Source organism: Dactylosporangium cerinum (assembly GCF_042653625.1).
In the GTDB taxonomy this organism is placed as follows: Bacteria; Actinomycetota; Actinomycetes; order Mycobacteriales; family Micromonosporaceae; genus Dactylosporangium; species Dactylosporangium cerinum.
This window is the reverse complement of record NZ_JBHSIU010000010.1, coordinates 1-21801: the sequence shown is the minus strand read 5'-3', so window position 1 is coordinate 21801 and position 21801 is coordinate 1. Positions and strand designations below refer to the sequence as shown.

The 21801-nt window shown below is 73.4% G+C and carries 23 protein-coding genes; 15 read left to right on the top strand and 8 right to left on the bottom strand.

Going from position 1 to position 21801, the window contains the following annotated elements; all coding sequences use genetic code 11:
- Positions 1-418 (bottom strand): dihydroxy-acid dehydratase domain-containing protein (locus ACFPIJ_RS06455; RefSeq protein ID WP_380113690.1); only part of this gene is annotated, 418 nt, incomplete at its 3' end.
- A gap of 28 nt (positions 419-446) precedes the next feature.
- Here ACFPIJ_RS06455 and ACFPIJ_RS06450 point away from each other — a divergent pair.
- Positions 447-1463 carry a zinc-dependent alcohol dehydrogenase gene (locus ACFPIJ_RS06450; protein ID WP_380113689.1) on the top strand — a complete coding sequence of 339 codons (1017 nt, stop codon included), beginning with the start codon at positions 447-449 and terminating at the stop codon, positions 1461-1463.
- A 159-nt stretch (positions 1464-1622) separates the two neighbouring features.
- Here the strand turns inward: ACFPIJ_RS06450 and ACFPIJ_RS06445 are convergent, their stop codons facing one another.
- Positions 1623-2489, bottom strand: a complete 867-nt coding sequence (locus ACFPIJ_RS06445) for an MmyB family transcriptional regulator (protein WP_380113688.1) — start codon at positions 2487-2489, stop codon at positions 1623-1625.
- Positions 2490-2590: 101 nt separating this feature from the next.
- On the opposite strand from ACFPIJ_RS06445, the gene ACFPIJ_RS06440 reads away from it, so the two are divergent.
- Positions 2591-3622, top strand: a complete 1032-nt coding sequence (locus ACFPIJ_RS06440) for an FAD-dependent oxidoreductase (RefSeq protein WP_380113687.1) — start codon at positions 2591-2593, stop codon at positions 3620-3622.
- A 90-nt stretch (positions 3623-3712) separates the two neighbouring features.
- Positions 3713-4378: a DUF4097 family beta strand repeat-containing protein gene (locus ACFPIJ_RS06435; protein WP_380113685.1), complete on the top strand. Its 666-nt coding sequence runs from the start codon at positions 3713-3715 to the stop codon at positions 4376-4378.
- Between the two features lie 329 nt (positions 4379-4707).
- Here ACFPIJ_RS06435 and ACFPIJ_RS06430 read toward each other — a convergent pair whose 3' ends face one another.
- Genes ACFPIJ_RS06430 through ACFPIJ_RS06420 form a run of 3 tightly spaced genes read right to left on the bottom strand, consistent with a single transcriptional unit; the run spans position 4708 to position 8077 of the window.
- A complete protein-coding gene (locus tag ACFPIJ_RS06430) occupies positions 4708-5454 on the bottom strand; it encodes a succinate dehydrogenase/fumarate reductase iron-sulfur subunit (protein WP_380113684.1) in 747 nt (248 codons plus the stop codon).
- Complete coding sequence (locus ACFPIJ_RS06425) at positions 5454-7391, bottom strand: fumarate reductase/succinate dehydrogenase flavoprotein subunit (protein WP_380113683.1); 1938 nt, start codon at positions 7389-7391, stop codon at positions 5454-5456. The genes ACFPIJ_RS06430 and ACFPIJ_RS06425 overlap by 1 nt, the downstream gene beginning before the upstream one ends.
- Positions 7388-8077, bottom strand: a complete 690-nt coding sequence (locus ACFPIJ_RS06420; protein ID WP_380114175.1) for a succinate dehydrogenase cytochrome b subunit — start codon at positions 8075-8077, stop codon at positions 7388-7390. The genes ACFPIJ_RS06425 and ACFPIJ_RS06420 overlap by 4 nt, the downstream gene beginning before the upstream one ends.
- A 99-nt stretch (positions 8078-8176) precedes the next feature.
- Here ACFPIJ_RS06420 and ACFPIJ_RS06415 point away from each other — a divergent pair, with 99 nt between their 5' ends.
- From ACFPIJ_RS06415 to ACFPIJ_RS06405, 3 genes are read left to right on the top strand one after another with little or no spacing between them, the layout of a single operon-like run.
- A complete protein-coding gene (locus ACFPIJ_RS06415) occupies positions 8177-9121 on the top strand; it encodes a LysR substrate-binding domain-containing protein (RefSeq protein ID WP_380113682.1) in 945 nt (314 codons plus the stop codon).
- Positions 9118-10209, top strand: a complete 1092-nt coding sequence (locus tag ACFPIJ_RS06410; RefSeq protein ID WP_380113681.1) for a type VII secretion target — start codon at positions 9118-9120, stop codon at positions 10207-10209. Before ACFPIJ_RS06415 ends, ACFPIJ_RS06410 begins: the two co-directional genes overlap by 4 nt.
- Positions 10206-10457, top strand: coding sequence for a hypothetical protein (locus ACFPIJ_RS06405; protein ID WP_380113680.1), 252 nt, complete (start codon positions 10206-10208; stop codon positions 10455-10457). The genes ACFPIJ_RS06410 and ACFPIJ_RS06405 overlap by 4 nt, the downstream gene beginning before the upstream one ends.
- A gap of 1 nt (position 10458) precedes the next feature.
- Here the strand turns inward: ACFPIJ_RS06405 and ACFPIJ_RS06400 are convergent, their stop codons facing one another.
- Positions 10459-12264, bottom strand: a complete 1806-nt coding sequence (locus ACFPIJ_RS06400) for a GGDEF domain-containing protein (protein ID WP_380113679.1) — start codon at positions 12262-12264, stop codon at positions 10459-10461.
- 96 nt (positions 12265-12360) lie between these two features.
- On the opposite strand from ACFPIJ_RS06400, the gene ACFPIJ_RS06395 reads away from it, so the two are divergent.
- Genes ACFPIJ_RS06395 through ACFPIJ_RS06385 form a run of 3 tightly spaced genes read left to right on the top strand, consistent with a single transcriptional unit; the run spans position 12361 to position 15407 of the window.
- Positions 12361-13197 (top strand): undecaprenyl-diphosphate phosphatase, encoded by an 837-nt coding sequence (locus ACFPIJ_RS06395; RefSeq protein ID WP_380113678.1) that lies wholly within the window; start codon positions 12361-12363, stop codon positions 13195-13197.
- Between the two features lie 50 nt (positions 13198-13247).
- Complete coding sequence (locus ACFPIJ_RS06390) at positions 13248-14186, top strand: RNA ligase family protein (RefSeq protein WP_380113677.1); 939 nt, start codon at positions 13248-13250, stop codon at positions 14184-14186.
- An 18-nt stretch (positions 14187-14204) separates the two neighbouring features.
- Positions 14205-15407: a cysteine desulfurase-like protein gene (locus ACFPIJ_RS06385; protein ID WP_380113676.1), complete on the top strand. Its 1203-nt coding sequence runs from the start codon at positions 14205-14207 to the stop codon at positions 15405-15407.
- Between the two features lie 10 nt (positions 15408-15417).
- On the opposite strand, the gene ACFPIJ_RS06380 is transcribed toward ACFPIJ_RS06385, so the two are convergent.
- Positions 15418-16584: a sensor histidine kinase gene (locus ACFPIJ_RS06380; protein WP_380113675.1), complete on the bottom strand. Its 1167-nt coding sequence runs from the start codon at positions 16582-16584 to the stop codon at positions 15418-15420.
- Entirely contained in the window at positions 16581-17225 is a 645-nt protein-coding gene (locus ACFPIJ_RS06375; RefSeq protein ID WP_380113674.1) for a response regulator transcription factor, read from the bottom strand. Before ACFPIJ_RS06375 ends, ACFPIJ_RS06380 begins: the two co-directional genes overlap by 4 nt.
- A gap of 86 nt (positions 17226-17311) precedes the next feature.
- On the opposite strand from ACFPIJ_RS06375, the gene ACFPIJ_RS06370 reads away from it, so the two are divergent.
- The 6 genes from ACFPIJ_RS06370 to ACFPIJ_RS06345 are packed head-to-tail and all read left to right on the top strand — an operon-like array spanning position 17312 to position 21531.
- Positions 17312-17872, top strand: coding sequence for a hypothetical protein (locus ACFPIJ_RS06370; protein WP_380113673.1), 561 nt, complete (start codon positions 17312-17314; stop codon positions 17870-17872).
- Positions 17865-18923 carry a peptidoglycan-binding protein gene (locus tag ACFPIJ_RS06365; RefSeq protein WP_380113672.1) on the top strand — a complete coding sequence of 353 codons (1059 nt, stop codon included), beginning with the start codon at positions 17865-17867 and terminating at the stop codon, positions 18921-18923. The genes ACFPIJ_RS06370 and ACFPIJ_RS06365 overlap by 8 nt, the downstream gene beginning before the upstream one ends.
- Entirely contained in the window at positions 18920-19621 is a 702-nt protein-coding gene (locus ACFPIJ_RS06360; protein WP_380113670.1) for an ABC transporter ATP-binding protein, read from the top strand. The genes ACFPIJ_RS06365 and ACFPIJ_RS06360 overlap by 4 nt, the downstream gene beginning before the upstream one ends.
- Positions 19618-20802 carry an ABC transporter permease gene (locus ACFPIJ_RS06355; RefSeq protein WP_380113669.1) on the top strand — a complete coding sequence of 395 codons (1185 nt, stop codon included), beginning with the start codon at positions 19618-19620 and terminating at the stop codon, positions 20800-20802. Before ACFPIJ_RS06360 ends, ACFPIJ_RS06355 begins: the two co-directional genes overlap by 4 nt.
- 4 nt (positions 20803-20806) lie before the next feature.
- Positions 20807-21220, top strand: a complete 414-nt coding sequence (locus ACFPIJ_RS06350) for a hypothetical protein (RefSeq protein WP_380113668.1) — start codon at positions 20807-20809, stop codon at positions 21218-21220.
- Positions 21217-21531 (top strand): hypothetical protein, encoded by a 315-nt coding sequence (locus ACFPIJ_RS06345; RefSeq protein ID WP_380113667.1) that lies wholly within the window; start codon positions 21217-21219, stop codon positions 21529-21531. The genes ACFPIJ_RS06350 and ACFPIJ_RS06345 overlap by 4 nt, the downstream gene beginning before the upstream one ends.
- Positions 21532-21801 lie beyond the last annotated feature (270 nt).

Here is a 21801-nt window from a genome sequence, read left to right as displayed (position 1 = left end):
CCACGGCCGGCAGGTCGACCGACGCGGCGGCCATGAGCAGCGCCGGGATGGTCTTGTCGCAGCCGCCGAGCAGGACGACGCCGTCGATCGGGTTGGCGCGCAGCATCTCCTCGATCGCCATCGCGGCCATGTTGCGCCACAGCATCGCCGTCGGGCGGACCTGCGTCTCGCCCAGCGACACGACCGGCAGGTTGTGCGGCACCCCGCCGGCCTCCCACACGCCGCGTTTGACGTGCTCGGCGACCTCGTCGAGGTGGCTGTTGCAGGGGGTCAGGTCCGAGGCGGTGTTGGCGATCGCGATCTGCGGGCGGCTGCCGTCGAGCGCGTCGTCGGGCAGGCCACGGCGCATCCAGGCGCGGTGGATGTAGGCGTTGCGGTCGTCGCCCGCGTACCACTCGGCACTGCGCAGTCGTGACATCGGTCCTGCTTCCCGGAAGATGGAGCCCGTGCGAGCATTCGTCATCATCGGCCCCCGGCGGGCTGAGGTCCAGGACGTCGCCGAGCCGGTCGCGGGTCCGGGTCAGGTCGTCGTCGACGTGGAGCGGGCCGGCGTGTGCGGCACCGACGTCGAGTTCTTCACCGGCGAGATGTCCTACCTGCACGACGGCCAGGCGCAGTACCCGATCCGCATCGGCCACGAGTGGTCGGGCGTGGTGCGCGCCGCCGGCCCCGGAGTGGACCCGGGGTGGGTCGGCCGGCGGGTCACGGGCGACACCATGCTCGGTTGTGGCGCCTGCGGCAGGTGTACGACCGGCCGCCAGCACCTGTGTGCCACCAGGCACGAGATCGGCATCCGGCACGGGTGGCCCGGTGCCCTCGCCGAGCGGCTCCTGGTGCCGGTGGGCGCGTTGCACGCCCTGCCGCCGTCGGTCGACCCGACCCTCGGCGCGCTGGTCGAGCCCGGCGGCAACGCCCTCCGCGCGGTCCGGGGCGCCGCCCTGCGCCCCGGTGAACGGCTGCTCGTCCTCGGCCCGGGCACCATCGGGCTGCTCGTCGCGCAGATCGCGGCCGCGCAGGGGGTCGAGGTGCACCTGCTCGGGGTGACGCCGGCGTCGCTCGGGTTCGCCCGCCGGCTGGGCTGCGGTGCGGTGTGGACCGCGGAGACGCTGCCGCGGCTGCGGTGGGACGCGGTCGTCGATGCCTCGAACGCCGCGACGTCCCCGGCGGCGGCCCTGGAGCTCGTCGAGCCGGGGCGGCGCGTGGTGTACATCGGGCTGTCCGGCACGCCGAGCCTCCTCGACTCGCGGACCCTGGCGCTCAAGGACGTGACGGCGGTCGGCGTGCTGAGCGCGTCGGGTGGTCTCGCCGGCACCGTCGAGCTCTACGCCTCCGGCGCCGTCGACCCGCGGCCCCTCGTGGCGGCCACGATCGGGCTGTCCGAGGCGGCGGCCGCGCTGTCCGGTGACCGGCCGGCCGGGTGGGGCGCCGCCCCGAAGGTGCACATCGACCCGTCGCTGCCGTGACCCGACGAGCCTTTCCACCCGCACGGCGCACAGCCTGAGCGGGCACGGTGCACGGGGCAACCGGGCGGAGGCCTGAGCGGGCACGGCACGCCACCGAGCGTTCCCCACCCGCACGGCACACGGCCTGGGCGGACACGGCGCGAGAGCGTGCCGGGAGGCCTATGCGGGCACGGCGCGCAGCGCGCCCGGGCGGCGGCCGTCGAGGCGGTCCAGGGCCGCCGCCGCGGCGGCGTCGGCGGGCAGATGCACCACGAGCCGCTGATCGTCGTCGGCCGGGAGGTCGAGCGTCTCGTACGCCAGGCGCAGCTCCCCCACCGCCGGGTGCACCATCCGAAGCACCCCGTGCGCGAGCGGCAGCCCGGGCAGCGTCGCCACCCGGCGGGTGAACGGATCGCCCGCCGTCACGGTCAGCTCGTCGGCGAGCGCGGCCATCGCACCGTCGGCGCGGAACGGCCCCTGCTTCAGCGCCGCGACCTGCTCGTCGGCGACGTGCTCCCAGTCCGGGAACACCGTGCGGGCCCGCGGATCGGTGAACACGAACCGCGGCAGGCTCGGCGGATCCCCGTCATCGGCACCGTCGAGCAGCCCGGTGGGCCCGGCGAGCGACTCGTACGCCGGCGTGTGCGCGAGGATCTCGCCCAGCCGGTTGAGCAGCACGACCGGCGCCGGTGACAGCCGCTCCAGCAGCGCCCGCGCCCCGGCCCGGACCGTCCTGGCCGCCTCGGCCGCACCGCGGCACCGGAACGCGCCATCGGCCGCCTTGGTCAGGATCAACAGGTGCGTGCGCTCGGCCGGGGTGAGCCGCAACGCGTCCGCGAGCGCCGCCAGCACCTGCGGCGACGGCCGCCGGTCCCGGCCCTGCTCGAGCCGGATCACGTATTCGACGCTGACCCCGGCGAGCGCGGCGACCTCCGACCGGCGCAGCCCCGGCGTGCGGCGCCGCGGACCCGCCGGCAGCCCCACCGCCGCCGGGTCGAGGGCCTCGCGGCGGGACCGCAGCAGCACCCCCAGCTCGTTGTCGCTCACGATCCGACGGTACCCCCGCCGCACCGGCGCATCGTGTCCCCGCCACTACCAGCCTCGGCCCGGACTCCCTCCGCCGCGCGCCGCGGGCGACGGTGATCGGCATGACCACACACGACACCGCGTCCGTGCTCGTCGTCGGCGGCGGGTACGGCGGCATCACCGTCGCCAAGGCCCTCGACGACGTCGCCGACGTGACCGTCATCGAACCCCGCGACACGTTCGTGCACCATGTGGCCGCCCTGCGCGCGGTCGTCGACCCGGACTGGGTCGAGCGGATCTTCCTGCCGTTCGACCGGCTCCTGACCCGCGGCAGGTTCGTCCGGGACCGGATGGTGCGGGTCGACGGGACCCGGGTGGAGCTCGCCTCCGGCGGCTCGCTGACCGGCGACCATGTGGTCGTCGCGACGGGGACCGGCTACCCGTACCCGGCGAAACTCGACCTCTCCGACAGCGCCACCGCGAAGGCAAGGCTGCGCGCGACCCACGCCGAGCTCGCCGCCGCCGACCGGGTGCTGCTGCTCGGTGCCGGGCCGGTGGGCCTGGAGTTCGCGGGTGAGATCGCCGCCGCCTGGCCCACCAAGCAGGTCACCGTCGCCGACCCGTCGCCGGTGCTGCTGCCGGGCCGGTATCCGGACGAGTTCCGCGCCGAGGTGCACCGCCAGCTGGACGAGCTCGGCGTGCGGCTGCTGCTGGGCACCGCCGTCCCGCCACCACCGACGCCTCCGGGGCAGGCCGGCCGGTTCGACACCGGCGGCATCGAGGCTGACATCTGGTTCCGCTGCCACGGTACGCAACCACGCCCGTCCCTCGCGGTCGACCCGCACCTGCGGATCCACGGCCGGCCCGGGCAGTGGGCCGTCGGTGACGTCACGGACGTGCCGGAGTCGAAGATGGCCCGCCTCGCCCAGGCGCACGGCGAGGTCGTCGCCGCCAACATCCGCGCGGTGCTGACCGGCGGCGAGCTGACCGTGCACGAGCCCGCCCCGGACATGCTGGTGCTCCCGCTCGGCCCGAAGGCCGGCGCCGGCTACGGCCCCGACTTCGGCGTCCTCGGCGCCGCGACCACCGCCGACATCAAGGGCGCCGACCTGTTCGTCGGCTACTACCGGGCGGTGCTGAACCTCAACCCCTAGGGGCCGGTTCAGTGGTGTTCCCGCATGTGCGGCGCGCCGATCCGGGGGAGGCTGGCATTCTCGCCATCCTCGTCGTCCTGGAGGACTCCGATGCGCGCTGTGCCCGCCGCGATCGCGGTGCTGCTGCTGGGTTCCCTCGCCGGTTGCGGCCTCGGCCCACGGGAGACGGCGTCGCAGCAGTACCGCGTCGACGAGCCGGTGACGACCCTGGTCATCACCGGCGACACGATGAACGTCACCGTGAAGCCCGGCGACGGCCCGGTCACCGTCGTGGAGCGCCGCCGCTGGCCGTCCGGCCGCACCGCCCCGGCGACGGCGCACCACGCGACGGACGGCCGGCTGGAGTTGACCGCGACCGGCTGCCGCCGCTGCGACGTGACCCTGACGATCACGGCGCCGGCTGCGACCCGTACCCAGATCACCGTCGACACCGGCGAACTGACGCTGCGCGACCTGTCCGGCGACGTGACCGCGAGCGTCGACACCGGCGAGATCACCGGCTCGGGCCTGCGTGGTGGCACGTATCACGTGGCCGTGGACTCCGGCCGCGTCGAGCTCACCCACGCGGTCTCCCCCACCGACGTCGTCGCCACGGTCGACACCGGCGAGGTCTTCGTGCGGGTGCCCGGGGACGCGTCGTACGCGGTCCGCAGCGACCGTGGCCTGTCCGATGTGGACGTTGCCCGGGATCCGTTGTCGCCGCATGCCATCACGGTCAACGTCGACACCGGCCACGCCACTGTTCACCAGACCTGACCTGGTTGCGGGTAGCGAGGATCCACCGGGTTGTTTGTGACCAGCGACGGTGTGGGACCACCGAATGATGACCGCGACGGCGCTGGATCGTGTGAGTGCGGACCTCGCTTGGGATCACCGCAAGACGGCACGGACCGGGACCACGCCACCCTGTCGCACGGACGCGCCAGCGGCCGGGCGGTGCCATCAAGTCCCCGCAACGTTCGGGCGAATATTTGAAGGTCATGCCGACCAGAACCGCGAACCGCAACCCAGGGCCCCGAACGGCAATCAACCGCCCCCACGCGGCCACCAGAACCGCACGGGATCATGAGACAGGACCGCGGACCTCAGCCCCGCTTGGTCACGGCCTTGCGGTAATCGGAGTTCAGGCGCCCGATCAGCGTCAACGGAATGCCCTTCGGGCACACCGTCGTGCACTCACCGGCGTTGGTGCAGCCGCCGAACCCGGCCTCGTCGTGCGCCTCGAGCATGCTCACGACCCGGGTGTCACGCTCCGGCTGGCCCTGCGGCAGCAGGCCGAGGTGGCCGACCTTCGCGGCGGTGAAGAGCATCGCCGAGCCGTTGGGGCACGCCGCCACGCAGGCGCCGCAGCCGATGCAGGTGGCGGCCTCGAAGGCGGCGTCCGCGTCGACCTTCGGCACCGGGGTCGCGTGGGCGTCCGGGGCGGCGCCGGTGGGGGCGCTGATGTAGCCGCCCGCCTGGATGATGCTGTCGAAGGCACCGCGGTCCACGACGAGGTCCTTGACGACCGGGAACGCGGCGGCCCGCCACGGCTCGACGTCGATGGTCTCGCCGTCCTTGAAGTGCCGCATGTGCAGCTGGCAGGTGGTGGTGGCGCGGGACGGGCCGTGCGCCACCCCGTTGATCATCATGCCGCACATGCCGCAGATGCCTTCGCGGCAGTCGTGGTCGAAGGCGATGGGCTCGTCGCCGGCGAGGATGAGCCGCTCGTTGAGGACGTCCAGCATCTCCAGGAAGGAGGCGTCGGGCGAGATGTCGGTGACGTCATACGTGACCATGCGGCCACGGGAGGACGGGCCGGTCTGGCGCCAGACGCGCAGCTTGAGGTTCATTACTTGTAGCTCCGCTGGCTCGGGTGGACGTATTCGAATTCCAGGGCTTCCTTGCGCAGCACGGGCGGCTCGCCGGTGCCGGTGAACTGCCAGGCGGCGACGTAGGAGAACTCGTCGTCGTGGCGCAGCGCCTCGCCGTCGGGGGTCTGGCTCTCGGCGCGGAAGTGCCCGCCGCAGGACTCGGCACGGTGCAGGGCGTCGACGCACATGAGCTCGGCGAGCTCGAAGAAGTCGGCGACGCGGCCGGCGCGCTCCAGGTTCTGGTTCAGGGTCTCGCCGGTGCCGGGGACCTTGACCCGGGTCCAGAACTCCTCGCGCAGCGACCGGATCAGGCTGATCGCCTTGGTGAGGCCCTCCTCGGTGCGTTCCATGCCGCAGTACTCCCACATGATGTGGCCGAGCTCGCGGTGGAACGAGTCGACGGTGCGGTCCCCGTCGATCGACAGCAGCTTCTCGATGCGCTCCTCGACAAGAGCACGCGCCGCGACCACTGCAGGGTGTTCGGCGGTCAACGCGGGGAAGGGCCCGGCGGCGAGGTAGTCGTTGATGGTGTTCGGCAGGACGAAGTAGCCGTCGGCGAGGCCCTGCATGAGCGCGGACGCGCCGAGCCGGTTGGCGCCGTGGTCGGAGAAGTTTGCCTCCCCCACCACGAACAGGCCGGGGATCGTCGACTGCAGGTCGTAGTCGACCCACAGCCCGCCCATCGTGTAGTGCACGGCCGGATAGATGCGCATCGGCGTGGTGTACGGGTCGTCGCCGGTGATCCGCTCGTACATCTCGAAGAGGTTGCCGTACTTGGCTTCCACGGCGTCGCGGCCGAGGCGGGCGATCGCGTCGGCGAAGTCGAGGTAGACGCCGAGCCCGCCGGGGCCGACGCCGCGGCCCTCGTCGCAGACGTTCTTCGCGGCGCGGGAGGCGATGTCGCGCGGGACGAGGTTGCCGAACGACGGGTAGATCCGCTCGAGGTAGTAGTCGCGCTCGGCTTCCGGAATCTCAGAAGGCGCACGGTCGTCGCCGGCGCGGACCGGCACCCACACCCGGCCGTCGTTGCGCAGCGACTCGCTCATCAGCGTGAGCTTGCTCTGGTGCGTGCCGGACTCGGGGATGCAGGTCGGGTGGATCTGCGTGTAGCAGGGGTTGGCGAACAGGGCGCCCTTGCGGTGCGCCCGCCAGGATGCGGTGACGTTGCAACCCTTGGCGTTGGTGGACAGGAAGAACACGTTGCCGTAGCCGCCGGACGCGAGCACGACGGCGTCGGCGAACTCCGTGGAGATCACGCCCGTGACGAGGTCGCGGACCACGATGCCGCGGGCCTTGCCGTCCACGACGACGAGTTCGAGCATCTCGTGCCGGGCGTGCATCTCGACGTTGCCGAGCGCGATCTGCCGTTCGAGGGCCTGATACGCGCCGAGCAGCAACTGCTGGCCCGTCTGGCCACGGGCGTAGAAGGTCCGGGACACCTGGGTGCCGCCGAAGGAGCGGTTGTCCAGGAGGCCGCCGTACTCGCGGGCGAAGGGCACGCCCTGCGCGACGCACTGGTCGATGATGTTCACCGACACCTGGGCCAGTCTGTACACATTGGACTCGCGGGCGCGGAAGTCGCCGCCCTTCACGGTGTCGTAGAAGAGGCGGTACACCGAGTCGCCGTCGTTGCGGTAGTTCTTCGCGGCGTTGATGCCGCCCTGCGCGGCGATCGAGTGGGCCCGGCGCGGGCTGTCCTGGTAGCAGTAGGAGCGCACCTTGTAGCCGGCCTCGGCGAGGGTCGCGGCCGCGGAGCCGCCGGCCAGGCCGGTGCCGACGACGATGACGGTCAGCTTGCGGCGGTTGGCCGGGTTGACCAGCTTGGCGCCGAACTGGCGGCGCTCCCAGCGGGTCTCGATCGGCCCGTCCGGGGCGGCCTGGTCGGTGATCGGGTCACCTTCGGTCCAGAAGTTCATGACACGACTCCGATCGTGACGGCGAACGGCACCGACAGGTAGCCGACGACCAGGACGAGGGACAGCACCAGGGCGATCGCGCGGGCGCGGCGTTCCCCGCGCGGCGTCTGCTGGCCGAGGGTGCGCAGCGCGCTGAAGATGCCGTGCCGCAGGTGGAACCCGACGGCGACGATCGCGAGGGTGTAGAAGAGCGTCACGTACCAGCGCGACGGCGCGAAGTCCGCGACGACGTTGGCGTAGGGGTGCTGGGCGTCGCCGACCGGGTTCACGGTGCCCGTGGTCAGGTCGAGGATGTGGAAGATGACGAACAGCAGGATGATGACGCCGCCCCAGCGCATGGTGCGGGCCGCGTAGCTGCCCTGCACCTTCGGTCGGTGGGCGTAGCGGACCGGCCGGGCCAGCCTGGCCCGCCGGGCGAGGATCACCGCGGCGGCGATGTGGCCCACGACGGCGAGGGTGAGCCCGCCGCGCTGGATCCACAGGTACCAGGTGTGCGGCAGCAGCGGCGTACCGATGTCGCGCAGCCAGTGCGCGTAGTGGTCGAACGCGTCCCCGCCCACGAAGATCTTCAGGTTGCCGGCCATGTGTGCGAACAGGAACAGCACGAGCAGCAGGCCGGTGCCCGCCATGAGGAGCTTGAGGCCGACCGAGGACCTGCGCTTCTTCGGCTTGCCTGAGGCCTGGATGGGCTTGACCGCTGTATCTACCGCCACGCAATCGACGCTAGGGACCGGTCCTTTCATTCGTCCAATGCATCATGTACGCAGTGTCGATAGCCGTAGGCTATGAAAGTGCAGCTCCAACAGCTTCGATACTTCGTGTCCGTGGCCGAATCGGGACATTTCACGCGTTCGGCCGAGGCGCTCGGAGTGAGCCAACCGACACTCAGTAAACAAATTCACACCCTCGAGGCGACGCTCGGCGCGCCCTTGTTCGACCGGTCCCGCGGCGGCGTCGTCCTCACCACCGCCGGGGAGACCCTGCTGCCGCTCGCGCGCCGGATGGTCGCCGACGCCGACGCCGCCCGCGACGCCGTGCAGGAGGTCGTCGGATTGCGCCGCGGCCGGGTCCGCCTCGGCGCCACGCCCAGCCTGTGCACGTCGCTGGTCCCGGTGGTGCTGCGCCGCTTCCACGCCGCGCACCCCGACATCGCCCTGCACGTCGACGAGGGCGGCTCGCAGGACCTCGTCGCCGGCCTCGTGGCGCACCAGCTCGACCTGGCGCTCATCGTCGCCTCCGCGCACGGCACCGACCCGGCCCTGGAGGTCGTGCCGATCCTCCGCGAGGACCTCGTGGTCGCCTCCGTGCACCCGCTGCCGGACTCGTTGACCCTCACCGATCTGCGCGACACCCCGCTCGTGATGTTCCGCACCGGTTACGACCTGCGCGACGTCACCATCGAGGCGTGCCGGCGGGCCGGGTTCACCCCGCGGTACGCGGTCGAGGGCGGCGAGCTCGACGCCGTGCTCGCGTTCGTCGAGGCCGGCCTCGGCGTCGCGCTGGTGCCCAGCATGGCGCTGGTCAACCGGCCCCTGCTGCGCGCCACGCCGCTCGCCGCGCCCGGCGTCCACCGCACGATCGCCCTGGCCAACCCGCGCGGCGCCGTGCTGTCCCACGCCGCGCGGGCACTGCGCGCGATGCTGCTGGCACAGACCGTTCAGACCCCCGGAGTGCGCCGCGTGGAAGCGCTAGAGTCCCCGGCAACCGAGGTCAGGGGGAGGCCGGGGTGAACGATTTCCACGTCGATCCGAGCGGGTTGCGGGCGCTCAGCGGACAGCTCGCACGGGCGGGCGGCGACGCCCGCGACACATTGGACTACACCAGGCGACACTGCTCGCTCAGCTGGGACCGCCGGGGCCTGCTGATGCTCGTCGCCGACCCGCACGGCAAGGCCTACGGGCGGGTCACGACCGCCCTGGATCGGCTGCGGGAGCTCAGCGACGGCGCCGCGGCACAGGTCGACCGGGCCGCCGGGCAGTATGCGGCCACCGACCTGGCCGCCGCCGCGAGGCTGGACGCCGCGTATCCCGGCGCCACCGACCCGGCCGCGCTGCGCGGCACGCTGCACCAGTCGCGGCCCGATCTGCTGCCGGCGCGGGCCCCGTTCGCGGACGTCGCCACGGTCACGCTGCCGCCGCCGGCCGTCGGCGAGCGGGCCGACGCGTTCACGCTGAACCCGATCACCGACCTGCTCAGCCCGGTCGCGTGGATCCGGCAGGTCGCGGTCTGGCTCTTCGGCGTCGACCCGTTCGAGCCGTGGCTCATTGCGTACAGCGGCGACTGGCGTGCCTATCAGCACTGCATGGCCGCGTGGCCGCACATCGGCGCCGCCTCCGCCGCGTTCGGCGGCAACCTCGTCACCGGCGCCGCCGACGTCGGGATCGCGTGGCGCGGCCACGCCGCGGAGGCCGAGCAGGAGTTCCAGCTGGCGCTCGGCGGCGCCGCGACCGCCCTCGGCCCCGCCTGCGCCGAATACGCGCGGCTGTACCCACTGGCCGTCGACGCGTGCCGGCAGCTGTATGAGGCGACCGGCAGCCTCATCGGGCAGCTCATCGACACGCTCATCATCGTCAACGTCGCAGGTGTCATCGGCACCACCACGATCGAGACCGGCATCGGCGCCATCGCCGGCTACACGGTGGCCGCGTATTACACCTGGCAGGCCTACAAGCTCTATCAGGAGATCTCCCGGCTCTACGGCGCGGCCGAGATCACGTTCCGGCTCCTCGCCGCTCAGATCGAGGCGGTGCAGGCGGGCGCCGAGGTGACCCGCCTGCCGTCGATCGAGGCGTATCACCATCCGGCGGTCCCTCGATGACGGACGACCCCCTGGTGACGGCGCTGCTGCGCCGCATGGTCGAGCTGCGGCCGGCCTCGGATCCACTGCACGGATTCGCCAGGACCGTGCTGTCCGGCGAGGCGACGCTGCGGGCCGCGGCCGGCCACCCGGCCTTCACGGAAGCGTTCACGGAAGCCGCCACGGATGCGGCGGCGCAGGCCGCCACGGAAGCCCGCACCGATGCGGCGGCACTGCGGCGCCGGGCCGCGGATCAGGAGGGCGGCTGAGTCAGGAGGGGTCGGCGAGGACCCGGTTGCGGCCGCTGCGCTTCGCCGCGTAGAGGTTGCGGTCGGCCTGGCTGAGCAGCGCCGCCGAGGTGATCCGGCCGTCGGCGGCGCTGGATACCCCGATGCTCACCGTCACCGGCAGGTCGCCGGTCAGCTCGGACCAGGGGTGCGCCTGGATCGCGGCACGGATCCGTTCGCAACGGGCGACCGCCTCCTGCGCACCGGCGCCGGGCAGCACGACCACGAACTCCTCGCCGCCGAGCCTGGCCACCGTGGCGGGTTCGTCGACGGCGCCCGCCATGACGGTCGCGACCCGCTGCAGGACCAGGTCGCCGACCTCGTGCGACAGGGTGTCGTTGATCCGCTTGAAGAAGTCGATGTCGACCAGGGCCGCGGACACCGCCTCGCCCCGCTGCTCCGCGCGGCAGGGGCTGTATCGAGGTGGGGGTCGGAGCGAGGCGAGGCTCAGCGCCTGGGCTGGGCCGGTCCGGCGCAGCGCGCCGGGCCAGCCTGGGCGAGTGGTCGGGCCGCGCCGGGCGCGCCTGGATACCGGGGTTGTATCCAGGTGTGACCGGCGTGGGTCCAGCGCCTGGGCTGGGCCGGTCCGGCGCAGCGCGCCGGGCCAGCCTGGGCGAGGCGTTGAGTCCGCCGCAGCCCGGCCATCCACCTCGATACAGCCCCTGGGCAGCGCCGGCAGCTGCGCGTCGACGAACCGCCGGTTGTAGAGGCCGGTCAACGCGTCACGCAGCGCCATCTCCCGGAACCGGACCGTCTCACGCTGCCCCTCCCGGCTCTCGAACACCAGCTGGGCCAGCCTCGCCTGCTCCTCCCGCTCCGCTGACCGCAGCGCCTGGGACTCCTCGTCGTAGCGGCACTGCTCTTCGTACGCCTCCCGGAAACGACTCCTCGCGGCGTGCAGGCGGGCCAGCTCGCGGCGGGCCCTCGCCCCGACGTCCACCATGCCGCGCTGCTCGCTGATCGCCCGGCACCGCGCGACGGTCGCCTCGGCGCGGTCGAGCGCGCCGCCGAGCCGCTGCGCCTCGGCCAGCGTCAGCAGCACCTCGGGCAGCATGTTGCCCTCGACGTCGCGCCGGGACACCCCGGGCTCGACGAGGGGTAGCAGGGTGCGTTCGGCCTCGTCGAACCGCCCCTGCAGCAGCTGCACCCGGGCGATCGTGTCGAGGTCCGGGGGCCGCAGCTCGACCCCGGTCCGGGCCGCGAGGCGGCGCATCCGCTCGACGAACTCGCCGGCGGCGGCAGCGTCACCGTCCTGGTACGCGGCGTACGCCATGTTGTTCAGCACCGAACGACTCAGCTCGTGGTCACCGGCGGCCGCGGCGATGTCGAGCGCCTCGGCGTAGTACGGCGCGGCGTCGGCCCGTGACACCACGTCGACGGACAGGGCCAGGATCACCAGGTGCGCCCCGCGAATGAGCGGCGGCACGTGGTCCGGCAGGTGGTCCACCGACATCAGCGCGTGCCGCCGCGCCTGGGCGTTGTCGCCGAGGCAGGTGTGCAGGATCGACAGCAGGAAGTGGGTGCGGGCCAGGACGTACTGGTCGTTCTCCAGCACCGCCCACCGGTGCACCTCGTGCAGCAGCGGCGCGGACGCCGCGAGTTCCCCGCCGCGGGCCAGGGCGTCGGCGACGACGAGCCGGGCCCGGGCGGCCAGGTCGGCGCGGCCCAGCTCGACGGCGGCCCGCTCGGCGGCCTCGGCCTGCGCCCGGTCGGCGGTGCGCCGGTCCACCTCCATGCCCAGCACCACCGCCGCGACCCGGTCCGCGCTGATCACCGCTGTGCCACTCATGACCCACCATCGGCAGGCCGCGCCGGGACCTGAGCGCAATGCCGTGGGGCAGCCGCCTAGGATCGTGCGGACGTCGCAGGCACGAGAGGGGATCCCATGGAGATCTGGCAAGCGGTCGTGCTCGGCGTCGTGGAGGGGGTGACCGAGTTCCTGCCGGTCTCCTCGACGGGTCACCTGACCATCACCGAGAAGCTGATGGGCATCCCGATCGACGACAAGGGCGTCACCGCGTTCACGGCGGTGATCCAGGTCGGCGCGATCATCGCCGCGATCATCTACTTCCGCAACGACATCGGGCGGTTCATCGCCGGGTTCGTGAAGGGTCTCCGCAGCGCCGAGGCGCGCAAGGAGACCGGCTGGAAGATGGCGATCAACGTGATCGTCGGGTCGCTGCCGATCGCGGTGATCGGGCTGCTGTTCAAGGACCTCATCGAGGGTGAGCTGCGCAGCCTCTGGTTCGTCGCCGGGGCCCTCGTGGTGTGGAGCCTCGTCATGGTCCTCTCCGAGCACCTGGCCACCCAGGATCGGGGCGAGGCGGACCTCACGTGGAAGGACGCGCTGATCATCGGCCTGGCGCAGTGCATCGCGCTGATCCCGGGCGTGTCCCGGTCCGGCGCGACGATCAGCGTCGGCCTGCTGCGGCACCTGGACCGGGTGACCGCCACCCGCCTGTCGTTCTTCCTCGGCATCCCCGCCCTGGCCGCCGCCGGCATCCTGGAGGGCGTGCAGCGGGCCGGCGAGGTCAGCGAGACCGTCGGCTGGGGGCCCGCCGCGGTCGGCACCGTCGTCAGCTTCATCGTCGCGTACGCGTCGATCGCCTGGCTGCTGAAGTTCGTCGCCACCAACTCCATCGCCACGTTCGTGTACTACCGCGCCGCGGTCGGCGGCATCATCGTCGCCCTGCTGTGGGGCGGCGTCATCAGCGCGACGTAGGTGGCGTAAACCGCGCGACGCGGCACCAAACCGTGGGGATACTGCCGGTCATGCGGCACCTGGCGTACCCGAAGATCCCGACGGCGAAGCAACTGGGCAGCGGCCGGTCCGGCGGCGGCACGTGGGTCGCCACCGAGAAGGTGCACGGGGCGCAGCTGGTGATCGCGTCCGACGGCGGCGCGACCCGCGTCGGCAAGCGCAAGGCGTGGCTGGACGGCGACGATCCGTTCTTCGGCTGGCAGCTGCTGCGCGGCGCCTTCGAGCAGGCCGTGCGCGCTGCTCTGGCGGACGGTGCGGCGGTGGTACGCCTGTACGGTGAGCTGCACGGTGGTCACTACCCGCACCCGGACGTGGCGGCGACACCGGGAGCGGCCGCGGTGCAGACCGGCGTCTGGTACGCACCCGACGTCCGGTTCGCCCTGTTCGACGTCCTCGACCACGAGCGTCCCGACGACGCCGGTGTGTACCGGACCTACGCGCGGGTCGCGGAGGTCGCCGCCGGCGCGGGGCTCGACGTCGTGCCGCTGCTCGGGCGCGGCACCCGCACGGCGGTGGACGCCGTGCCGGTCCGGTTCCCGACGCGGGTGCCGCAGACACACGGCCTGCCGCCGCTGGAGGGCAACCTCGCCGAGGGCGTCGTGCTGCGTCCCGACGCCGCGCTGCCGCCGCAGGACCGCACGGTCGTCAAGGTGAAGATCGACGAGTTCGACGAGCAGCGGTTCGGTGCAAGCCGCGCCTGGGACCCGTACACCCGGATCCCCGTCGACGACCTGCGCCGGCTGGCGGTGGGACTGGTCAACGCACCCCGGATCGCCGGCGCCCGCTCGAAGGTCGGCGAGGGGGCACCGGTGGAACTGCTCGACGAGGTGGTGCTGGACGTCATGGTCGACCTGTCGGAGGCGTTCCCGGCGGCCGTCGCGGCCCTCGACGCCGCCGGGCAGGCCGCGGTGGAGGACGCGGTCCGACGGGCGGCGGACGACCGGCGCTGAGGCGGCTATCGTCGCGGTATGCCGTTCGACGTCGCACGGGCCCGGCGGGCATATCCCGCGCTGGCCGAAGGGTTCGTCCACTTCGACGGTGCCGCCGGCACCCTGGTCGCGGAGCCGGTGGCGCGGGCCGTCGCCGGGGTCCTCGGCGGTGCCGTGAGCAACCGGAGCACCGCGTTCGAGCCGGGCCGGCGGGCGCTGCGCATCGTCGAGCAGGCCCGCGCCGCCGTCGGCGACCTGCTCGGCGCCGACCCCGCCGGGGTGGTGTTCGGGCCGAGCGCGACCGCGTTGACCTACACCGTTGCCCGGGGGCTCGCGGAGCGCTGGCAGCCCGGCGACAACGTCGTGGTGACCCGGCTCGACCACGACGCGAACGTGCGGCCGTGGGTGCAGCTGGCGCAGCGGGCCGGGGTGGAGGTGCGGTGGGCGGCGTTCGACCCGGCCACCGGGGTGCTGCCCACGGACGCGTTCGGGGCGCTCGTCGACCGGCGGACCCGGGTGGTGGCGGTGACCGCCGCGAGCAACGCCATCGGGACCCGGCCCGACGTGGCCGCGATCGCCGGGATCGCGCACGAGGCCGGCGCCGTCGTCTACGTCGACGGGGTGCACGCCACCGCGCACCTGCCGGTCGACGTGGCCGCGCTCGGCGCCGACTTCTACGTCACCAGCGCCTACAAGTGGTCCGGGCCGCACCTGTCGGCGTGCGTCGCGGCGCCGTCGCGGTGGGAGGAGACCGCGATGCTGAAGCTGCTGCCGTCGCCGGACGCGGTGCCGGAGCGGTTCGAGCTGGGCACGCCGAGCTTCGAGCTGCTCGCCGGGGTGGAGGCGGCGGTGGAGTTCCTGGCGTCGCTCGACGACGACACCACGGGTTCGCGCCGCGAGCGGGTCCTGCGGTCGATGTCCGCCGTCCACGCATACGAGCTGGAGCTGTTCGACCGGCTCCTCGACGGGCTGAAGCCGGTGCGGGTGCTGCCGGCGCCGGCGGGTGGCTGCCCGACGGTGTCGTTCCGGGTCGACGGCCAGCACCCGCAGCGGACCGCCGAGCTCCTGGGCGACCAGGGGATCTGCGTCTTCTCCGGCGACTACTACGCCGCGGAGTACTTCATCGCGACGGGGCTGCGGGAGTCCGGCGGCGCGGTCCGGGCCGGCATCTACCACTACACGACCGCCGACGACGTGGACCGGCTCGTCGCCGCCGTCGCCGCCGTCGCCCAGGTGCGGTAGCCGGCGCCGGTCAGCTCGGTCCGGCGGTGCCGCCGTGCGGCAGGCGCACCGTGACCCGCAGTCCTCCGCCCGGGTTGGGTTCGGCGCTCGCGTGTCCACCGTGGACGGTCGCGATCGACGCGACGATGGCGAGGCCGAGCCCGAAGCCGTCGGCACCGGTGCGGGTGTGCCGGTGGAACGGCCGGAACAGCCCCGCGGCGTCCACCGGGCCGATGACCGGGCCGGTGTTGGCGACGGTGAGCGCCGCGCCCGCGGCCGTGGTGATCCAGATGTCGCCGCCGTCGACGTTGTGCCGGACGGCGTTGTCGACGAGGTTCGCGGCGAGCCGCTCCAGCAGGACCGGGTCGCCGGCCGTCACGGCGGGGTCGAGGGACAGGTGCAGCCGCCGGTCGCCGACGTCGGTGCCGTCCAGGACGTCCTCGACGCAGGTGGCGAGGTCGACCGTCTCCCGCACGGCCAGGCCGGCGTCGGTGCGGGCCAGGGTCAGCAGGGCCTCGATGAGCGCCTCGGCCTGGCCGACGGCGGACCGGACGTCCTCGGCCATCCGGATCAGCTCGTCCCGGGCCGGCGCCGGTTTCGCCAGGACCACGTCGACGGTGGCGCGCATGACGGTCAGCGGGGTCCGCAGCTCGTGGCTGGCGTTGGCGATGAACCGGCGCTGCCCGGTGAACGCCGCTTCCAGCCGGTCCAGCATCGCGTCGAACGTGTCGGCGAGCTGCCGCAGCTCGTCGCGGGGCCCGCCGAGCGCCACCCGAGACGCGAGGTTGTCCTCGGTGGCGGCCCGGGCCGCGGCGGTGATCCGGTGCAGCGGCCGCAGCACCCGGCCGGCGACCAGCCACCCGGCCGCCGCGGACAGCACGGTGACGACGGCGAGCGTGGTCACCGAGTAGCGCAGCAGGTTGTCCAGCGTCTCCGCGCGCTGCGTCCTCACGCCGGTCACGACGCCCTCGTTGAAGGCCTGCTCGCACTTGTCGCGCATGCCGGGCTCCGGCTCCGGGGCGCCCTTGAGCACCGCCTTGCACTCGTTCTCGAACTGCGCGGGCATCTTCATCGCGACGTCGTCACCGGTCAGGCTCGCCGCGACGAGGCCGTAGATGATCGCTACGACGATCGCGCCGCCCGCCGCGAACAGGACGGTGTAGAGCAGGGTCAGGCGGACCCGGACGGTGAGCTTCACATCCGGTACCCCTTGCCGACGACCGTCTCGATGAGCGCCGGCGGGCCGAGCTTGCGCCGCAGCCGGGTCAGCGTCACCGACACGATGTTGCTGAACGGGTCGGCGTTGGCGTCCCAGACGTGTTCGAGGAGTTCCTCGGCGCTGACCACCGCGCCGTCGGCGGCGATGAGCAGCTCCAGGACGCCGAACTCCTTGCGGGTCAGCTGCAGCGGCCGGTCGGCGCGGCTGGCGCGGTGCCGGGCCCGGTCGACGGTCAGGTCGCCGCGGCGCACGACCGGCGGCGCCGACGGTGCCCGGCGGGACAGCGCCCGGACCCGCGCGACGAGCTCGTGGAAGGCGAACGGCTTGCCGAGGTAGTCGTCGGCGCCGAGCTCCAGGCCGTCGACCCGGTCGTCCACGGCGGACGCGGCGGTCAGCATGAGGATGCGGGCCGGGCCGCCGGCCAGGGACCGGCACACCTGGTCGCCGTGGACGACCGGCAGGTCGCGGTCGAGCACGACGACGTCGTAACCGGTCTCGGCGGCCCGGGTCAGCGCGGCGGCGCCGTCGGTGACGACGTCGACCGCCATCCCCGCGTCCCGCAGCCCCTCACCGATCCGCGCGGCGAGGGTCGCGTGGTCCTCGACCACCAGCACCCGCATGGCGACCATTGTGCCGCGCCGGTCATGACATCCGTCCGACATGCGCGGTAGCGCCCGTGTCACCGGCTTCCCGGTACACCTGCGGCATGAGAATCGTCAGCGCCTGCCTCGCGGTGCTCGTGCTCGCCGGGTGCAGCGGCCCGGCCACACCCGGCGTCCCCAGACTGTCCGGCGGTGGTGGCGGCGGGCCGCAGCGCAAGGCCGCCCTGCACGCCGCCGCCGAATGCATCCGGCAGCACGGCATCTCCGGCTACCAGGATCCCGTGCTGACCGCCGACGGCCACGTGTACACCGATTCCCGCAGCTACCGCGACGCCGACGACGGCGCCATCCAGGCCGTCGAGGCGGCCTGCAAGGCGCTGCTGGACGCGGCGCAGTTCCAGCCGACCGAGCAGGCCCCGGCACCGCCGGCGCTGGTGCAGGCCGGGGTCCGGTCGCGGCAGTGCCTGCGCGAGCACGGCCTGGTGAACCTCACGGACCCGACCGCCACGTCGGAGTTCACGCCCGGGCACGGCTTCGGCATCAACCCCGACCAGATGCCCGGCGACAAGACCGACCCGGTCGTGCAGCGGGCGCTCGACGCGTGCCGGCCGATCCTCGACGAAGAGGGCCGCCTGTCGAGCCTCGGAAGTCTCGGCGATGCGTAGGCGGGCGGTGTTCGCCGGTGCCGCGGCCGTCGTCGCGGCGGGCGCCACCGGCGGATGGTGGGTCCGCGACCGGCCGGCACCGGCGGCGTCCACGCACCAGGCGGCCACCGGCAGCGTCGCCGTCGTGCGCGCCGACCTGTCGACGACCACCCGCGTGACCGGCGCGCTCGGCTTCCGCGACACCTACACCGTCTTCGCGCAGGGTCCCGGCGGGACGGTCACCGGGCTCCCCCGGCCCGGCCAGATCATCAACCGCGGCGAGCCGGTGTACGACGTCGACGGCCGGCCGGTGCGCCTGCTCTACGGCAACCACCCGGCGTGGCGGTCGTTCGGTGCCGGCATGACCGCCGGCGCCGACGTGCACGCCCTGAAGGAGAACCTGGTGGCACTCGGTCACGGACGGGCGCTGACGGTCGACGACCGGTTCACCGCGGCGGCGTCGGCAGCGGTACGGCGCTGGCAGCAGGCGACCGGTCAGGCGGTGACGGGCCGGGTGGAGCTCGGTGCCGTCACGTTCCAGCCGGGCCCGGTGCGGGTCACCGAGGTCACCGCGCAGCTCGGCGCCACCGTGTCCGCGGACCCGGTGCTGTCCGGGACGTCGACGGCCGCGGCGGTCACCATCTCCGTCCCGGCCGGCCGGACCTATCTCGTGCACACCGGTGACAAGGTCACCGTCACCATGCCCGACGGCGCCGAGGCCAAGGGCACGGTCGCGGAGCTGTCCGCGGTCGCCGAGACGACCCAGTCCACGGACGGGCGCCCGCCCCAGCCGACGGTCACCGGCCTGGTCACCCTCGACGACCCGGCGACCGGCAGCGACCTCGACCGCGCGCCGGTGCAGGTCAACATCACCGGCAAGTCCGTCCGCGGCGTGCTCGCGGTGCCGGTCACCGCGCTCGTCGCGCTCGCCGGCGGCGGCTACGGCGTGTGGATCCTCGCGGACGGGCGGCGCCGGCTGGCCGCGGTCACCACCGGGCTGTTCGCCGAGACGCTCGTCGAGGTGCGCGGCGACCTGCACGAGGGCGACCTGGTGGAGGTGCCGGTCGGATGACCACGGCGCTGGAGCTCCACCTCGTCAACAAGATCTACCCACCGCCGACCACGGTGACCGCGCTGCGCGACGTGTCGCTGGTGGTGCGGGCCGGCGAGACCGTCGCCATCACCGGCCCGTCCGGCGCCGGGAAGACGACCCTGCTCAGCATCCTGGGCACCCTGGAGCGCCCGACCTCCGGGGCGGTCCGCATCGCCGGCACCGACACCACCGACCTGTCCGATCCCGATCTGGCCGGGGTACGGGCCTGGCACCTCGGATTCGTCTTCCAGCAGTTCTTCCTGCTCGACCACCTTTCGGTGCTGGACAACGTCGCGACCGGCCTGCTGTATCGGGGGGTGCCCGCCGCGACGCGCCGGGCGCGGGCCGGCGAGGTGCTCGACCAGGTCGGGCTGTCCGGCCGGCTCCGGCACCGCCCGGCGCAACTGTCCGGGGGTGAACGGCAGCGGGTCGCGATCGCGCGGGCGCTCGTGGGGCGGCCGGCCTTGCTGCTCGCCGACGAACCGACCGGCAACCTCGACTCGGCCACCGGCGGCGAGATCGCGGCGCTGCTGGCCGGTCTCGGCGGCACGACGACGGTCGTGCTCATCACCCACAACGCGGAGGTGGCCGCGGCCATGTCCCGTCAGGTGCGGCTGCGGGACGGCCGGATCGTCGACCCGGCGACGCCGGCCGCCCCGATCGGGGCGGGCTCGTGAGGCCGGCCACGCGGTTGCGGGCCCGGGACGCGGTCGCGGTGTCGACCGGTGGGCTGCGGGCGCGGCGGTTGCGGGCGGCGCTGCCGGCGCTCGGCATCGCGATCGCGATCGCCGCGCTCGTCGCCGTCCTCGGCATCGCGGAGTCCTCGAAGGCCGAACTGCTCGACCAGCTCGGCGAGCAGGGCAACCTGCTCACCGTCGCGGCCGGCACGACCTTCGGCGGCGACCCGGCGCCGCTGCCGGCGACCGCACCGGCGATGATCCGGCGGATCCCACCGGTCCGCTCGGTGTCGGCCGTCGGCGACGTCAGCGGCGTCACGGTCCGCCGCTCCGCCGCCGTCCCACCACAGCAGACGGGCGGCATCACGGTCCTCGCCGCGCAGCCGTCCCTGGTGGACGTGCTCGCCGTGCCCCTCGCGCGGGGTGCGTTCCTGCCCCGGCCCACGTTCCCGGAGACGGTGCTCGGCGACGCCACCGCACGGATCCTCGGCATCGGCGCCCTCGACGCGCAGACGCAGGTGTACCTCGGCGGCACCTACTTCACCGTCGTCGGGGTCCTCGCCCCGGCGCCGGTCGCCCCCGAGATCGACACCGCGGCGCTGATCAGCTACGACGTCGCCGACGAGCTGTTCCAGCTGCGGGACCGGGCCAGCCGGGTGTACCTGCGGGTCGACCCCGACCACGTCGCCGACGTGGCGTCGGTCCTCGCGTTCACCGCCGCGCCCTCGGATCCGCGTTCCGTGCAGGTCCGCCGGCCGTCGGACGTGCTGCTCGCCCGGATCGCGGCGAAGGGCGCCTTCGTCGGGCTGTTCCTCGGCCTCGGCGGCGTCGCCCTCCTCGTCGCCGGCGTCGGCATCGCCAACATCATGGTGATCTCGGTCCTGGAGCGCCGCGCCGAGATCGGCCTGCGTCGTGCCCTGGGCGCCCGCCGCCGCGACGTCGCCGCACAGTTCCTGCTCGAGTCGGCGCTCCTCGCGGGCGCCGGTGGCGTGCTCGGCATCGGCCTGGGCTGCCTCGCCACGGTCGTCGCGGCGCACCTGGCCGGCAACCCCCTCGCGATCCCGCCGGTCGCGCCCCTCGCCGGGCTCGCCGCGGCGCTCGCCGTCGGTGCCCTCGCCGGCGGTTACCCAGCGGTCCGGGCCGCCCGCCTCCCACCGGCGGACGCGCTACGGACGGTGTGAAGCGATGTTCGGCGACGCCTGGACGCAGTACGCAGAGCACTCCAAGACGGCCGAGGCCGACGAGCCGCGCACGAGCCGGGCGGCGATGCGCTTCTACGCCCGCGTCTTCTTCGACTTCGCGGTCGCGTTCCCGGCCCGGCATCAGCTGATGAACCTCCGCACGATCCCGGACTTCACCCCGAGCGCCGACGCCTACGCAGCGTCCATGGCAGTCATGGAGCACTTCGTCGGCCGGATGGCCCGCCACGGCGTGCACGGGCAGGACGACATCGACCTGTTCGTCGCCATCGTCTCCGGGATGGTCGACGCGCAGCTCGCCAACGACCCCGGCGGGACGCGCTGGTCCGGACTGCTGGACCGGGCCGTCGACATGTTCGCCGACAACATCGGCATCACCGACGAGAGGAGCCGACCGTGACCACGCCAGTGCTGCCCAGCAGCGACGCCGCGCCCCGACGCCCGCGCATCGAACGGGGCCTGGTGAAGCGCCTCGCCACCGATGAGTACGCACGGTGCTCCGAACTCATGATCCGCATGGAGCCCCACCACTGGTCCGCCCCGACCGTCAACACCGGATGGGACGTCCGCGACACCGCCGGCCACATGCTCGGCATGGTCCAGATGATGAGCAGCCTGCCGCAGCTGGTCAACCAGATGTCGACGTCGACGCGATGCCCGAGGCCCAGCTGGTCGGCGGGCAGTTGGAGCGATGGACCTTCGCGTACCTGATGGACGTGATCCTGACCCGCGACCCGTTCATGCACCGGCTGGACATCTGCGCCGCCACCGGCCTCTCCGGACGGGGCGAGGCAGCCGGCCTCCTCACCACGTCGGTGCCGTTCTGACCCGACAGGGCTGAGGCCGGTCACCGTGTTGGTGACCGGCCTCACGCCAGGGGTCCTGCGGGTGGTGCTGTGGTTGGTGTTCTGGTTGGTGCTTAGTTGGAGGCGACGCCGAGTTCGGCGGCGCCGCCGCCGGTGTGGAGTTCGGTGCCGGAGG